This window comes from Pandoraea terrae (genome assembly GCF_902459695.1).
Taxonomy (GTDB): Bacteria; Pseudomonadota; Gammaproteobacteria; order Burkholderiales; family Burkholderiaceae; genus Pandoraea; species Pandoraea terrae.
The window spans coordinates 148966-163834 of the sequence record NZ_CABPRZ010000003.1; the positions used below are offsets into that span (position 1 = coordinate 148966).

10 protein-coding genes are annotated in these 14869 nt (G+C 61.8%); 8 read left to right on the plus strand and 2 right to left on the minus strand.

Going from position 1 to position 14869, the window contains the following annotated elements; translation table 11 throughout:
• Positions 1–38: 38 nt before the first annotated feature.
• The gene (gene tssC / locus PTE30175_RS04565; protein WP_150695876.1) at positions 39–1586 is read right to left on the minus strand and encodes a type VI secretion system contractile sheath large subunit; all 1548 of its coding nucleotides are present in this window, start codon (positions 1584–1586) and stop codon (positions 39–41) included.
• Between the two features lie 27 nt (positions 1587–1613).
• Entirely contained in the window at positions 1614–2132 is a 519-nt protein-coding gene (tssB, locus tag PTE30175_RS04570) for a type VI secretion system contractile sheath small subunit (protein WP_150695877.1), read from the minus strand.
• Between the two features lie 263 nt (positions 2133–2395).
• On the opposite strand from tssB, the gene PTE30175_RS04575 reads away from it, so the two are divergent.
• The 8 genes from PTE30175_RS04575 (at position 2396) to PTE30175_RS04610 (ending at position 14829) form a co-directional block, all read left to right on the plus strand.
• Positions 2396–4744 (plus strand): type VI secretion system Vgr family protein, encoded by a 2349-nt coding sequence (locus tag PTE30175_RS04575; protein ID WP_150695878.1) that lies wholly within the window; start codon positions 2396–2398, stop codon positions 4742–4744.
• A gap of 148 nt (positions 4745–4892) precedes the next feature.
• A complete protein-coding gene (locus PTE30175_RS04580) occupies positions 4893–5849 on the plus strand; it encodes a DUF4123 domain-containing protein (RefSeq protein WP_191628835.1) in 957 nt (318 codons plus the stop codon).
• A complete protein-coding gene (locus PTE30175_RS04585) occupies positions 5846–6685 on the plus strand; it encodes a DUF3304 domain-containing protein (protein ID WP_150695880.1) in 840 nt (279 codons plus the stop codon). The genes PTE30175_RS04580 and PTE30175_RS04585 overlap by 4 nt, the downstream gene beginning before the upstream one ends.
• Positions 6686–6687: 2 nt before the next feature.
• Positions 6688–7479 (plus strand): DUF3304 domain-containing protein, encoded by a 792-nt coding sequence (locus tag PTE30175_RS04590; protein WP_150695881.1) that lies wholly within the window; start codon positions 6688–6690, stop codon positions 7477–7479.
• A complete protein-coding gene (locus PTE30175_RS04595) occupies positions 7472–9691 on the plus strand; it encodes a phospholipase effector Tle1 domain-containing protein (RefSeq protein WP_150695882.1) in 2220 nt (739 codons plus the stop codon). Before PTE30175_RS04590 ends, PTE30175_RS04595 begins: the two co-directional genes overlap by 8 nt.
• A 127-nt stretch (positions 9692–9818) precedes the next feature.
• Positions 9819–9998 (plus strand): PAAR domain-containing protein, encoded by a 180-nt coding sequence (locus tag PTE30175_RS04600; protein ID WP_263596276.1) that lies wholly within the window; start codon positions 9819–9821, stop codon positions 9996–9998.
• Positions 9999–10007: 9 nt separating this feature from the next.
• Positions 10008–11294, plus strand: coding sequence for a hypothetical protein (locus tag PTE30175_RS04605; RefSeq protein WP_150695884.1), 1287 nt, complete (start codon positions 10008–10010; stop codon positions 11292–11294).
• Positions 11287–14829, plus strand: coding sequence for an ImcF-related family protein (locus tag PTE30175_RS04610; RefSeq protein WP_150695885.1), 3543 nt, complete (start codon positions 11287–11289; stop codon positions 14827–14829). Before PTE30175_RS04605 ends, PTE30175_RS04610 begins: the two co-directional genes overlap by 8 nt.
• Positions 14830–14869: the final 40 nt, after the last annotated feature.

Below are 14869 nucleotides of genomic sequence, written 5' to 3' on the forward strand. Positions count from 1 at the left end.
CAGCGGGGTGGCAACGGTGGATGGCGGGCGGCGAACGCTCAGTTCTTCGCCTTCGGCATCTGCGAGACGAGCGACAGATTGATATCCATGCCCTCGATCTGGAAGTGCGGGACGATGAAGAGCTTGACGCGGAAGAAGCCCGGGTTGTCTTCGATATCCTCGACGATGACCTTCGCCTCGCGCAGCGGGTGCGAAGCCTGCAGGTCGTCGCCCGGGTCCGTCATCTCCGTGACCAGCGACTTGATCCACGTGTTCAGCTCGAGCTCCAGCAGGCGCCGGTCCTTGGTCGTGCCGATGTTTTCCCGCTGGATCAGCTTCAGGTAGTGCGCGATGCGCGAGAGCAGGAAAATGTACGGCAGGCGCGCATTGACGCGGCTGTTCGCGGTCGCTTCGCGGGTGTCGTACAGCGCCGGCTTTTGCGCCGAGTGCGCGGAGAAGAAGCACGCGAAGTCGTGGTTCTTGTAATACGACAGCGGGATGAAGCCGAGGTTGGCGAACTCGAACTCTCGCGTTTCCGGAATCAGCACTTCGCTCGGGATCTTCGCCTGATTGCCGGTGCCCAGATCGTACAGATGGATCGGCAGGTCTTCGACCAGGCCGCCGGCTTGCGGGCCGCGGATCTGCACGCACCAGCCGTTCTTGACGAAGCTGTCCACCATGTTCGCCGCGAACGCGAACGACGCATTCGCCCACAGATAGCGGGAGTGGTCCGGGCCCTTCACGCCTTCCGTGTAGTTGAACGCGCGCACGGGCACCGTTTCCGGGCCGTAGGGCAGGCGTGCCAGGAAGCGCGGCAGCGTCAGGCCGATGTAGCGGGCGTCGTCCGATTCGCGGAAGCTCTTCCACTTCAGGTACTCGGCGCGATCGAAGTAGTTGCCGATATCGCGAATGCTCGCCACTTCTTCCATCGAGTCCTTGCCGAAGAACGCCGGCGATACCGAACCGATGAACGGCATGTGGGCAGACGCCGACACCTTGGAGATATTGCGCAGCAAGGCGATGTCCTGCGGACTGCGGCTGAACGCATAGTTCGAGATGATCGAACCGATCGGCTCGCCGCCCGGCGTATCGTATTCCCGGATATAGGTGTGCAGATACAGACCGCTCTGGATCAGCTCCGGGGTGTCCTCGAAATCCTGGCGCAGGGCATCCTTGGACACGTCGAGCACTTCGATCTTGACGTTCTTGCGGAAGTCGGTGCGATCGACCAGAAACTTCAGGCCCCGCCATGCCGATTCAATCTCCTGGAAGGTCTCGTGGTGCATGATCGCATCGAGCTGGCGGCTGATCTGCTGATCGAGATGTTCGATATGGAAATCGAGCAGGCTCTTGTCCAGCCGGTCGACCTGCTGCGACGAATCCTTGATCATCTTCAGGAAGACGTTCATCGCTTGCGCAACGCGCTCGTCCAGCGACGACTCCGACAGCGTGTCGGCGCTTTGGAACGATTCGAACGGACGCGCCGTCGTGACCGGCGTCAGATTGATCTTTTCGCAAAGGGATTCATAGACGCTCTTGCCCGCTGCGTCGAGAACGGCGGTGCCGGACGCGGCCGATTCAAGGTTATGCGATTCGTTTTTTGCCATGGTGCTTGACTCTCTCGTGGGCGGCGATTACTGGCCGGATTGCGGGGCGGCCGGTGCGGCCTCGCCGATTTTGTGCAAATCGGCGCGCAGACGATCCGACAGGGCCGGATCCTTGAGGATTTTTTCGAGTTCGCGGCGGAACATCGCGTTGTCGAGCAGGTTCGACTTCAGGTCGCGCAGCAGATTGCGCGCGGCCATCAGCGCGCGCAGTTCGGGGACCTTTCCGGCCACGACATCCGGCTGGAAGTCGTGCATCGACTTGAAGTCGAGTTCGACGGGCAGTTCGGTGCCATCACCGGTCAACGTGTTCTCGACGGCGATCTTCGCCTTCGGGTTGTAGTCAGCCAATACCGCGTCGAAGTTGTTCTTGTTGATGTCCACACGCGTGCGCTCGCTGAGTGCTCGTGTGTCCTGGCCATTGCTGTAATCGCCCATCACCAGCAGCTTGAGCGGCAACTCAACCTTCTTCTGGGCGCCTCCCGTGTGCAGGTCGAGCTTGATATTGATCCGACTTTTCGGCACCTCATTCTGAAAGCTTTCGCTCATCGTTATGTCCTTTGCGTTGTGGGGTAACAGTCAGGAACGCAAAGTTAATTCGGAAGTTGCCTATGGGAAACATTTTTGGTCGATAAATGGGGTAAATCCCAATTGTCGATGGGGTTTGTCGCATTCCTTAAGATTGTTTGATAAAAACGCGCTTCGCCGTAACGTGAAGCGCGTCTCCTTGGTTGGCAAGGTTCGCGCTTTGCATCGGATGGGCTTGCGCATTTGTGCAGCGGTTCGGGGCACAGACCATGGGAGAGGGAGCGATGAACGAATTGCAGGGCGGCGTCGAGAGACGCGCGCAGGACTTCGGGCGTTTGACGGGAAGGCAGTCGTACTTTCTTGACGTGCCGAGCGCGGCGACGGCGAAGGATCTGTCGGTCGTGTCGTTCGAAGCGGTCGAGCGCATGGGGCAACCGTACCGGATCACGTTGACGTTGACGCATCCGGATGCGCTCTCCCGGGACGAGTACCTGGGCCGTGACGGCACGTTTTCGATTGCGCCTGCCGATGGCACCGAGCCGCGCGTGTTTTCCGGCTGCATTACGCAGTTCTCGAAGACGAAGACGACGAAAGACTTCAGCAGCTACCGGATCGTGGTGGAAGCGCACATCGCGCGGCTGGGGATTACGCGCGCGAGTCGCATCTATCAGCAGCAGAGCGCGCCGCAGATCATCGAGGCGATCCTGCGCCGCCATGGCTTCAAGGGGCATCAGTTCGTCTTCAAGCTGCGCCGCAAGTATCCCGAGTACAAATTCCGCTTTCAATATTCGATCGCCGACTGGCCGTACATCCATGTGTTGATGGAGCGGGAGGGGATCTACAGCTACATCGTGCCGGGCAAGCATGGCGATGTCGTGATGTTTGCCGACGATATCGATCATTACCTGTACCAGCCCGAGCTGAAGGTGCCGTATCGCGAGACGGCGGGGATGGAGTCGGGCATCGAGTCGGTGTCGGCGCTGCAAACGCACGCGCAGACAGTGCCGGCGTCGTTTGTGGTGGCGGACTACAACCCGGATCAGGCCTACGAGCGGTTCAAGGCCGAGGCCAACGTTGCGCGCAAGGACACGACGACCTACGGTCAGCCGTATGTCTACGGCACGCATCACCTGGATCAGGCCGGCGCGAAGTGGGAAGCGCAACTGCGGCACGAGGCGGCGATCGCCTGGCAGGTGGTCTACGAGGGCGAGAGCAATGTGCTCGACCTGCGGCCCGGTCGCATCCTGCGCATGGACGAAGCGCTGCCGGATGCGCCGACCGGACAGGTGATGATCGAGGTGACGCACACCGGCGCGCGCGATGAGGCGTACCGGAATACGTACCGCGCGATCCCTTCGGACAGGCGCTTCCGGTTAAAGCTCGAGGACGAGACTTGGCCGAAGATCAGCGGCACGTTGAGCGGGCGCGTCACTTCGCCGGGCGGGTACAAGTATGCGTACCTGACGAAGGACGGCCACTACAAGGTCCGATTCGACTGCGATTTCGACGAATGGAATCCGGGCGGGGAGAGTGTGCCGCTGCGGCTTGCCAAGCCCTTTGCCGGGGGCTTGCAGACGGGGTTTCACTTTCCGGCGCTTGAGGGCACGGAAGCGACGCTGGCGTTTCGCGACGGCGATCCGGACAAGCCGTATATCTCGCAGTTTCATCACAACAGCCAGCAAACAGACCTGATCACGAATCAGGATCGTTGGCTCTCGCGCAATGTAATCCGCACGCAGAGCAACAACAAGCTGCGCTTCGAGGACTGGGAGGGGCAGGAACACATCAAGCTGTCGACCGAGCACTCGGGAAAGAGTCAGTTGAATCTCGGCTATCTGGTCGACAGGAAGCGGCAGAAGCGCGGTGAAGGGTTTGAGCTGCGGACTTCGGGGTGGGGGGCGGTGCGCAGCGGCAAGGGATTGTTCATCTCTGCCGATGACCAGCCCAGGGCGGAGGGGCAGCAGCTGGATATGAAGGCGGCGAAGGCACTTCTTTCCGACGCGTTGGCGCAGATGCAGCGTCTGAATGAGTGTGCCGCCACCGCTCGGGTGCAGTTGGCGGATATCGAACGACAGCGCGATCTGATGGAGCGGCGTCTCACTGACCTCCAGCAGGCGGTCATTCTGGTAAGTGCACCGGCAGGCATCGCGCTCACGTCAGCCGAGAGTATTCAGCTTGCGGCAAACGGCAATGTGATTGCCTCAGCGCGCGCGAATCTGGACTTGGGAGCCGGTCAGCACGTGACGATTGCCGCGGGGCAGAGCGCGTCGATTTTTGCGCAGGAGAACGGTATCAAGCTGGTCACGGCCAAGGGCGACTTTTCGGCGGCGGCGCATTCGGGCCAGATGCAGCTTACCTCGTCGAAGGACATGACGCTGTCGAGCGTGGATGGTCAGATCAATGTCGTATCGGCCGGCGCGATGACGATGTCCAGTCAGAGCTCCTATTTCAAGTTCGACGGCGGAAACATCGAATTCGGGTGTCCGGGAACCATTACGTTCAAGTGCGGCAACTTCACGTGGCAAGGGCCTGCGAGCCTCGAACCACCGATGCCGACGCTTCCGGTGGGTGTTTGCAAGCAGTGCCTGCTCGATGCACGCACCGGGGTCGAAGCCATGACGGAGAAGGCATGACGTTGAACACAAGGGGGACGACGATGCGATTTGAACACTACGTTTTGACCCCGGCTTATGTCATGGATTCGTGCGGACTGGCCAATTTTCGTAGCGGTTTGCAGTGTGGTGCAATGCTCAAAACGCCGGTGTTATGGCGGTGATGCCGATGACCGATATTCATGAGAATGGCGCCGAAGGCGCGGCGGCTTGTTGGCAGGGGTTCGGCGCGCACGTTCACGAAACGCAAGTGCGATTGAGTGAGGTAAACGCGGCGACACGCCTTTACGCGCTTGTCGACACTCGCGGGCTGTCGGATCTGCGCAACGCCCTTTCGCGCCTGGAGGTAATCCAGTTCGAGGCGCTCTGGGACGAAACCGATTTGTCGGCGCACAAGGACATATCGCCGTTGTTGATCGCGATTGATGTAAACGCGTCGGTGCCGGACATTCCCCTGCAATTGCTTGAACGCCTATGGCAGTTCTCGCAGGACGACTTCGTGGTGACGTGGATATGGTCGTCGTATGGGCTGCCGGAATTGACACGCCATTTTCGTGCGCACTGCGAATACAGGCTTGAGGACCGTCGGGCGTTTTACCTGCATTACTACGACAACAGGATATTGGAGTGGCTGCGCGACGTCTGGACACCGGAGGAGCAGCACCGTTTCGCCTCGGTAGCGTTCGAGATCTGGCACCGCAAACGTACGGGAGGCGAGTGTGTCTGGCGCGAGGCCGAACCGCAGCGTCCTCAATGCACTTTAACCCTGGAGATGACCAACGAACAGCACTTGGCGTTGCTCGCGTTGGGTATTCCCGACAAGCTGGCCTTGCAACTGCGCGAACTGTTGGGGGGGCGTCTCGCTCACCTGTCGGCGGAGGCGTTGTATCAGGTAGTACGCGACCAGATGGAGCGTGCGGCACGTTATCGCATTCGTGACGAAGGCGACATGCTTCAGTATGTGTCCAAGGGCCTGCTGGTCGCGCGGCGGTTTGACGAGCATCCGCTGATTCAGCACCAACTGACGTTGGCATCGTCCGGGGACATTCCATTTGCTGACGTGTTGTCCAAGGTCAACGATGAATTTGTGGAAACGCTTGCAACGCGACGACTCACACGGATATGAAAAGAAAACTTCTTTACATACTGCTGCTGCCACTGACGCTTCTCGCCGGGTGCGACGTTTTTTCATCGGAGCCGACTTACGGCGGACTGAGCATGAGCGGCTTCAACTACACGCCATACAACCTGAGCCGGTTTGTCGTGACGGACAAGTATGGCAACAAGGCAGGTGGCGGCGGGGATCTGATGCCGGGGTCCGGGGAAGGCAGCCTGAGTTGCTGCTACAAGCTTAAGGGAACGGAATTTACGGTGGACTGGTACGTCTACGACGCTGACGAGGCGAGAAAGTCCCTCCGTGCACACAAGCGGATTCAAGATATCCACAAAACCACCCAAGTCCACGTTCCCCCCACCAAAGTTTCAGGTGGCGCCGGCGAACGGGTCCTGGGTCTGCACTTCTACCCTGACGATCACGTCGAATTCGAGTTTCGCAATGATCTGAGGGGCACGCGCATCTTTTATTCGGACGTGCGGTTTTGGTTGAGCACGCATCACGGAAAGCTTCTCAACCCAAACGGGGAACATCGCAGCGTTGTGTTCCGCCGTACCGCTCGTCTGGCGGCGGAAGGCTGGATCAAATACCGCCTGACGGATACGGAGGATTTAAAGCAGTACGTCTATTTCACTTTGCTAAATCCGAAGTTCGACGAGCATCCGGCGGTCGAGAAGATCCTGGCTGAGACCAAGGGCATACCCGGTGCCTTCGGCGCGGCAATGGAAAAGCTGCCGGCATCGGTAGTTGATGCGGTGAAGCGCAACAAATTCCACAGCATCCAGAAAGGAGCCGCTCAGGCGAATCCCGCACTCGGCATCCATCACGTAGACAACCAGGTGACGTGAATATGAAGAAAAAGTTGCTCTACGTACTCCTATTGCCGTTGGCGCTGCTCGCCGGATGCGACGTGTTTTCGTCGGAGCCGACCTATGGCGGGCTGAGCATGAGCGGCTTCAACTACACGCCATACAACCTGAGCCGGTTTGTCGTGACAGACAAGTATGGCAACAAGGCAGGCGGCGGCGGGGATCTGATGCCGGGGTCCGGGGAAGGTCGCCTGAGCTGCTGCTACACGCTCAAGGGCACGGAATTCACGGTGGACTGGTATGTCTATGACCAGGATGAATTCATGAAAAATCCGTACGCACCGATCAAGAAAATCCACAAGGTATCTCACGTACGTCTGCCGCCGACGAAGCTCACAGGAGGGGCCGGCGAACGGGTTCTTGGTCTGCACTTCTACCCCGACGATCACGTCGAATTCGAGTTTCGCAATGATTTGAGAGGCACGCGCATCTTTTATTCGGACGTGCGGTTTTGGTTGAGCACGCATCACGGAAGGCTTCTCAACCCCAACGGAGAAGATGGCAGCGTTGTGTTCCGCCGGACTGCCCGTCTGGCGGCTGGCGCGTGGGTCAAGTATCGCCTTACGGATACAGAGGATTTAAAGCAGTACGTCTATTTCACTTTGCTAAATCCGAAGTTCGACGAGCATCCGGCTGTCGGGAAGATTCTGGCTGAGACCAAGGGCATACCCGGTGCGTTCGGGGCTGCGATGGAAAAGCTGCCGGCATCGGTGGTTGATGCGGTGAAGCGCAATAAATTCGAACGCGAAAAGAATGGAGCCGCACATGAATAACGCCACGCCACTCGATACTGTAGATCGGACGCCGCTGAAGGTGCTCAGTGGGATGATCACGACCCACAAGCCTTATAAACACGACGAATGTATTCCCTGCGGTGCGGTAATCAAGATGGGGTTTTTCTTCGACGCGTTTGGTCGCCATCGCGATTTCGATGACCCTTCGACATCGCGCTATTCGAACATTTGCCGTCTGTGGGAGGCTCATCGAGACAATAAGGACGACCGACGGAAGGACCTGCCCAACCAGTTCTGGTATCCCTTCTACTACTCCGGCCTCGGCACCGAACTGAACAAAGACGCAGAGAACAATGAAATTGTGTCCGCGGCAGTCAAGACCGCAAAGGCGCTCGGCACGTCAGCGGTCGGGGCAGCGCAATCCACGGGGCTGAAGGTCGTCGGCGCCGACAAGCTGCTCGATCTGAAAAAGGCGCCCGGCGAAGCCGTGAAGCGTGCGGCGTCGGAGGCGCTCGACGAAATGTCATGGCGACCCGTCTCCAGGGTATATGGCGACCTCGTTGCGCAAGCGAAAACTGTTCCTGGCAAGGTCGGCCGCGTGCTGACGTTCGCGCGGGACCATCGGTGGGGGCGCCGCCTCGAGGCGGCGGGTCGGGGGACACTTTACGACGTGAAGAAAAACCCGCTCAAAGCAGGTTGGTCCGTGGCCAAAGGTGTGTTCGTCGGCGTCGCAATGGAAGCGGTTCCGCAGGTACGTGACAATGCAGCCATCGCCGCGCTGTTCGGAACAGGTGTCGAGGATCGGCTCTACGCGGCGCTCAAGCAGTTTGAGGCGGCCTACCGCGATGCGAAGTCGCAGATGGACAAGATTCAACGCATCGAGGTTTCCGTGTTCGGTGCCGATCGTGGTGGCGTACTCGCCCGGGCTTTCGTGAACGAACTCGTGCGGAAGTACAAACGGCGTGACGACCTTGATCTCGCGATTGAGGACAATGCGATCGAGATCAAGTTTGTCGGCCTGCTCGATGCAGTGTCGTCGCTGATCGCGGCAAACAAGCTGCTCGACTTCGTGCCGTTCGTGAACATGATCAAGCAGAACTATGGCGACCAACCGCTTGGCGTTCCCGAGGCGGTGCGCCGATGCGTGCATTTCGCGGCAGCGCATGAGCTTCGCTTCTACCAGCGGCTCGACAGCCTTGAAAAGACGCGCGGTGATCAGTACCTGTATCCGGGGTCCAGCGAAGACATCACGGGCGGTGCGCGAGAAGAATCGACGGGCTTTCACGCGGAACTCCAGCGCGTCACGTTGCGCGACATGCTGAACGAGGCGTTGATGGCAGGGGCGGCGGTCGACATGATGGAGGATCTGTTCAAGTTCAAGGGCAACACCTTCGACAAATTCACCCTCGCACAGCCCATCACCGTCGGCCAGGCCAGCTACAAGATCCCCGATCTGATCGGCGCGTACCGCGCTTTTGTGCCGCGTGAGAAAGGGCTCAACTTCCACGCACACATGCAGGTGTTTCTGCGCTGGCAGGCCACGCGATATCAGACGCCGGCGTTCCGCGCATCCTTGAACGACGCGACCGAAGACGTGAAGCGCGCCCATCGTGCACTCGTGCAGCAACGTACCAATGCGGTGGAGGAGTACCGGGCCGCGCGCGCGCGCAGGCCGATCGATCGGCAAGCGCTGGGACAAGCGCTCGCGCGGATGCAGGCGGCACAGGACGCCGAGCGAGCGTCGTTGCGCAGCACGGCGTCGGCGCTGTCGAATTCAGTGGTGGGTGTGTGGGAGCGCATCGGCCGCGAAGCGGAGGTGCTGATTCAGCGCCAGTCGATGCATGACGCACGAAAAGAGTCAGCGCACCGCATTCGGGCGCTGGACCGGAACGTCGAACTCCCCTACGACGCAGATATGGAGCACAGCGCGCAATTGATTGAGTCGGTCATGCTGGCTCCTGAAACGCTTGCCCTCGTGCGGGCATGGCAGGACGGCGCGAGCGGCCGAAATCCGCTTCCCCCGGAAGTCATGGCGCTGTTCGACCTGCTGGTGCACGACACGATGCTGACAAGTTGGCACGACCACGTTCTTTCGTCGAACCTGTACTTCCGCACACGTGAGACGGACACGCTCGGAACAAGCGATTTCGACGAGGAAGCCAAGCAGCGCGCGCAAGACCAGCGTAGCGCGCAGCGCGTGGATGAATTTTCAAAAAGAATGGCAAAACCAGGCGCGCTTGGTGGGTTTTGAACGCAGTTCCGGTCGGCAATGGACGGTTGAATTCAGCATGGGAGAAAAGTCAATGGCAGGCGTAATACGAGCGGGTGATCGTTTGAGTCGCGGCGGTGAGGTGCTGCACGGCGGCAAGCGTGATTTCATGGGCCGGGCGCTGGCGCGGCGCACTGACCCGGTGCGCTGCGACGTACACGGTCTCAATCGCATTGCGCAAGGCAATCCGAACATTCGTGACGGTAACCTCGAAGTGGCTGAAGACGGTCATCTTTGTGAGTGCGGGTGCGCATTGATTTCGTCGTTGCCGAATAGCGGGTCGCGCTAGGTTTCCGTGATGGCTGTTGATTTTTCGCTGTTGCCAGCCGAGACGCCGGTGTCACACAAGGGGCCGTCGCCATTTGTCTGGTCGATCGTTTTCGTCGTGCTGACGCTCGCCGGTATTGCGTTTGCGCTCTGGACATGGCCACGCAACGCGAAGACGCAGACGTCGTGGTTCTGGTTCACCGTTGTCGTCATCCCTGTGTGCCTGTCTGGCGCGCTTGTTCTGCGGCGTTTCTCGCATTTTTACAAGTGGCGGAGCCGGGCGCAATCGGATAACCGGCTCCGCAAGGTGTACATCGACATGGTGTTCGACGTGGCGAGCGTGCCGCTGGCCGTTCTCTCGGCTCAATACCGTCTTCACGTCGACGAGAAGGAAAACACCTTCGACGCAATCGTGGCGCGAAGTGCCAGTCTGCCGACCCGGCCCGCGAAGGCGTCGCGCGAAATGATCGTCGCGAGCTGCCTTGAACCCGCTTCGGCGGCGTTGATGTTTAACGATAAGGAGCGGCAAGGTGCCGTACTCAAATGGATCTTGCGCTCATTTGCTCCCCAAATTGCGGATGTTCTGGACTCGGTCCCAATGCGGATTCCGATTCGGGTCCACCTGGATATTACCGGCTTCGATCTTTCCAGCGAAACCATCCTGGCGGTTTGGGACGGTTTGCCAGAATCGGTTCGCCCTTCGCGCCTGAGCGAAAAACCGGTGATCGAGCCGAACGGCGGCCTGTGGCTCGTCGATACGATGCTCGACCGTACCGACCCCGCGCTTCGCGACGTTGTGACATTACTTATCAGCGCAAATCTCAGTCACCTTTATACGAAGGATCCTGAGCCCGGTAGTGCTGAGGCGGCGTGCATGTTCATGCTTTGTCCGGCGGAACTCGCGCACAAGGAAAAGCTTTCCGTGGCCGGCTGGCTGCACCGCCCGCAGTCCAATACCTCCAACCCGCCGGAAGGCGCCATGCACTATGCATTGAAGTGGGGACGAACGACGGGCGGAGCCGTCGGCGGAACGATACAGACCGGGTTCGATGAAGGCAACGCAGCCCAGATGCAAATTGCGCTAACGGCAGCGGGCCGTTCGGCCGCTGGTTCCGCGTCATCGGATTTCGCGCTCGAAACACTCGTTGGCCAAACGGGGCCAACGGCGCCTTGGCTCGCATCAGCACTCGCACTCGATCGGGCCATTGCGTCCAATGCGCCGTACATCGTGGGCGTCCAGGACGAGGCGCAGGTCCTGCTGGCCGTTCTCGCGCCAGCAGAGCAACACACGCAACAAGACGTTCCGAAAAATGACTAAATTCCGTATCGACGTATTTTCGTATCTGCTTGTCGCGATTGCGGTTGGCGCGCTGGTCTGGTTCAAGGGAGACCTCTTCTGGCTCGATACTGAAACGAAGAAGACCTTGGCGATCGTCGCGCTTTGCGCCTTTCTTGTTGCGATGGCACTCTATTTCGGCTTCGAACCGAGGCGCGAGGAGGCGGATGCTTCGCGGCGTTTGACGAAATTGTTGCACTGGAATCCCGCGCGCCTCACGGGAACGACGCAAGCGCTGTTGGTCCCCGAACATGTGAAGGCACTCGAGAAGGGTACGTCAGCCGCCTTGTTGCGATTGCGTGATGAATTGCGAGTCCGTCACGGCCTGCGCTGGCGCTATCGCCAACCCTGGCTGCTGCTCACCGGCGACGATGCGGTGATCGCGCGCTTGATGTCCGACTTCGCCGACCAGGGCTGGCTGGTCACGCCAGACGCGGTGCTGCTGTGGAGTAAAAACGGCGCGGACGGCCGACCGGATGCCAACTGGCTCAAACAGCTCTACCAGCTGCGCCGTGGCCGTCCGGTCGATGCGGTGGTGCTGGCACTTGACGGCACCCAGGACCTGTCTGGCCGCCAGCGCGGCGCCGATGCGCACCACGCCAACCTCGCGGCCATCGCCGAGGCGCTGCACTGGGCCGCACCGGTCTACCTGCTCGACGTCGCGCAAACCGATGACGTCGCGCAGGGCGCCACGCCGGTGATCGGCTGCGAATTCCCTCGCCAGGCCGATGCCCCCGCGATCGAAGCCGCGTTGCTGAGCGTGCGGGCCCAACTCGCCGATCGCGGCGTCGCACAACTGGTCCGCAACGGCCTTGACCGCTATGCGGCGGAACTGTCGGAGCGCCTGGACACACGCTGCGCACCGCTGGCCAGCTGGATCGCCGGCTCGCCCGCGAGCGTGCGCCGGCAGTCCGTGCGCGGCGTGTATTTTGCGCCGTACCCGAGCGAAGCCGGCGCCGTTGCAGATTCCGCCCCCGCCGACGCCGCGTCCGACGCCGCGTCCAACGCCGGCGCCTTTGCCCCCGACAGTGCCGATCTGCCGCTTTGGCAACACATCGGCCGTGTGGCGCGCCGTGCACCGGGCCGACGCATCGGCTGGCATCCGGTCACCGTATTCTCGACCGTGGCCCTGTGCGCGCTCGGCCTGTGGAGCGCCGGCATGCTGGTCTCGGGGCTGTCGAACGCGCGCGAGCTGCACCTCAGCGAACAAGCCGTCCGGGCGCTGGCCAGCGCGCCCGATGCCGCGACACGCTTGCGCGCCCTGCTCGCGCTGCAGCAACGTATCGACCTTTACGACGAGCGCACGCGCGACCGCGCACCACTTCACACCCGCTTCGGCCTGAACCGCGACGCCGACGTACTCGCCGCCCTGTGGCGCCCGTACGCGCAGGCGAGCCAACGCGTGCTGGTCACACCGGTCAAGCAGAGCCTCGAAGCCGAACTTGCCGACCTGAGCCAGATGCAGACCACCGAGCACGACAACCCGGCCATCGACCTCGCCCTCGACGGCCACAAGGCGCTCAAGACCTACCTGATGCTGGCCGAGCCGGGCCGTGCCGACGCCGCATTCATGACCCCGTTGCTGGCCCGCTACTGGCGCGCCGACGCGGACATGCCCACGGGCGAGACGCTCGACCTGGCCGAGCGCCTGCTCGGCTTCTACGCACGGCATCTGCCGGCCCATGAAGACTGGCGCATCGCGCCGCATGCGGAACTGGTGAGCGCATCGCGCCAGACGCTGCTGGCCGCCATCGGCGTGAAGAACTCCGAAGACACCATCTATCAGGGCATTCTCGATGCGCTGGGCAACAAATACCCGGACCAGAGCCTGGCATCGCTGACCTCCGGCACCGATACGCGCGGCCTGCTGCGCGCCTCGGCCATCGTGCCGGGCGCCTTCACGCGCCAGGCCTATGCCGGGAGCGTCGAAGCCGCGATCGACGCGGCCGCCAAGCGCGGCGAAGTCGCGGGCGACTGGGTGCTGGCAGGCGTTCAGGCCGCTCGGCCGCAGGCGCCTGCGCTCTCGGTCGACGCGCGCAAGGCGGCCTTGCGCAGCCGCTACTTCGCCGACTACGCGGGCTACTGGCAGCAGTTCATGAACACCCTGCAATGGGCGCCGGCGCCGACGCTGCCTGCCGCGATCGAACAACTCAAACTGATGGCCGACGCACGCCAGTCGCCGGTGATCGCGCTGATGAAGTCGCTCGAATACCAGGGCGGGGCGGGGGCGTTGACGGCCTCGCTATCGGACACGCTGGTGACGAAGGCGCAGAACATGCTGGGCAGCAAGATCGAGGCGCCGCAGATGGCGAAACCCGATCCCGCAGGCCCGCTGGGCGCCTCGTTCGGCCCGGTGCTGCGCCTGGTGGCGCAGGGCGACGCGAACGCCCCCGCCAATGGCGAGCTGAGCCTGCAGCGCTTCATGGAGCGCGTCACGGCGCTGCGGCTGAGGCTGCAACAGATCAGCGACAGTCCCGACGCCGATGCCCAGGCAAGGCAGGCCGCGCAATCGTTGTTCCAGGGCGGCAGTTCGCCCCTGGCCGACACGCAGGCCTACGCGGCGCTGCTGGCGGCGAGCTTGGGCGAGCAATGGGCGGGCATGGGCGACGCGCTGTTCGTGCGGCCTGTCGCGCAGGCCACGCAGACGGTGTTGCGGCCTGCGCAGGCGAGCTTCAACGAGGCGTGGCGGCAGACCATCGTGGCGACGTGGGACCGCTCGTTTGCCGGCCGCTATCCGTTCGCCGACACCGACAACGACGCGTCACTGCCGGAACTTGCCCGCTTCCTGCGCCCGCAGGGGGGACTGATCGCATCGTTTCTCGGCGCGCAACTCGCGGGCGTGCTGGAGTTGCAGGGCGACCAGTGGGTGCCGGCATCCACGGGGGGCAGGACGTTGCCGTTCGATCCGGCGTTCCTCGCGGCGGTCAATACCTTGCAGCGCATCGCCGTGCACCTGCTGGCGCAGGGCGAGCCGCAGTACCGCTTCGATTTGAAGCCGGTGCCGACACCCGGCGTAACGGATACCGTGTTCACGCTCGACGGGCAGCGCCTGCACTACTACAACCAGCAGGAAAGCTGGCAGGCACTGACATGGCCGTCGGGCGACTCGCAGCACCTCGGCACGGGGCTGACATGGCAGACCGAGACGGCGGGGACGACGCAGCGCCACGCGTTTGGCGGGCGCTGGGGGCTGGTGCGAATGCTCGAGCAGGCCAGGGTCGAGCCGCTCGACAACGCAACGTATCAACTGACGTGGCAGGGCGTCCCGCAGACGAACGCGTTGACGCGCTCAGACACGGCGGCGCGGACCCAGGACGATGACGCTGCCGGGGACGCCGCCGAAGATGCCGACCGTCTGGTGGCGCAAGGTCCTCGCGCCCCGGCGCCCGAGACGCTGACGTATCCGTTGCGCTACCTGATGCGCACCGATGTCGGCCGCGGGCCGCTGGACCTGCTGGCGCTCAGGGGCTTTGTACTGCCACAGCGGGTCTTCATGGACAGGACGCCAGGGGCATGACGCACAGCATGAATCGGACCGCACAAAGAGACCATTGACC

Excerpts from the sequence above, each read along its gene's own strand:
- PTE30175_RS04605 (WP_150695884.1), top strand. The coding sequence starts at position 10,008 with ATGGCTGTTGATTTTTCGCTGTTGCCAGCCGAGACGCCGGTGTCACAC.
- PTE30175_RS04595 (WP_150695882.1), top strand. The coding sequence starts at position 7,472 with ATGAATAACGCCACGCCACTCGATACTGTAGATCGGACGCCGCTGAAG.
- PTE30175_RS04600 (WP_263596276.1), top strand. The coding sequence starts at position 9,819 with ATGGGCCGGGCGCTGGCGCGGCGCACTGACCCGGTGCGCTGCGACGTA.
- PTE30175_RS04585 (WP_150695880.1), top strand. The coding sequence starts at position 5,846 with ATGAAAAGAAAACTTCTTTACATACTGCTGCTGCCACTGACGCTTCTC.
- tssB (WP_150695877.1), bottom strand. The coding sequence starts at position 2,132 with ATGAGCGAAAGCTTTCAGAATGAGGTGCCGAAAAGTCGGATCAATATC.
- PTE30175_RS04575 (WP_150695878.1), top strand. The coding sequence starts at position 2,396 with ATGAACGAATTGCAGGGCGGCGTCGAGAGACGCGCGCAGGACTTCGGG.
- PTE30175_RS04610 (WP_150695885.1), top strand. The coding sequence starts at position 11,287 with ATGACTAAATTCCGTATCGACGTATTTTCGTATCTGCTTGTCGCGATT.
- PTE30175_RS04580 (WP_191628835.1), top strand. The coding sequence starts at position 4,893 with ATGACCGATATTCATGAGAATGGCGCCGAAGGCGCGGCGGCTTGTTGG.
- PTE30175_RS04590 (WP_150695881.1), top strand. The coding sequence starts at position 6,688 with ATGAAGAAAAAGTTGCTCTACGTACTCCTATTGCCGTTGGCGCTGCTC.
- tssC (WP_150695876.1), bottom strand. The coding sequence starts at position 1,586 with ATGGCAAAAAACGAATCGCATAACCTTGAATCGGCCGCGTCCGGCACC.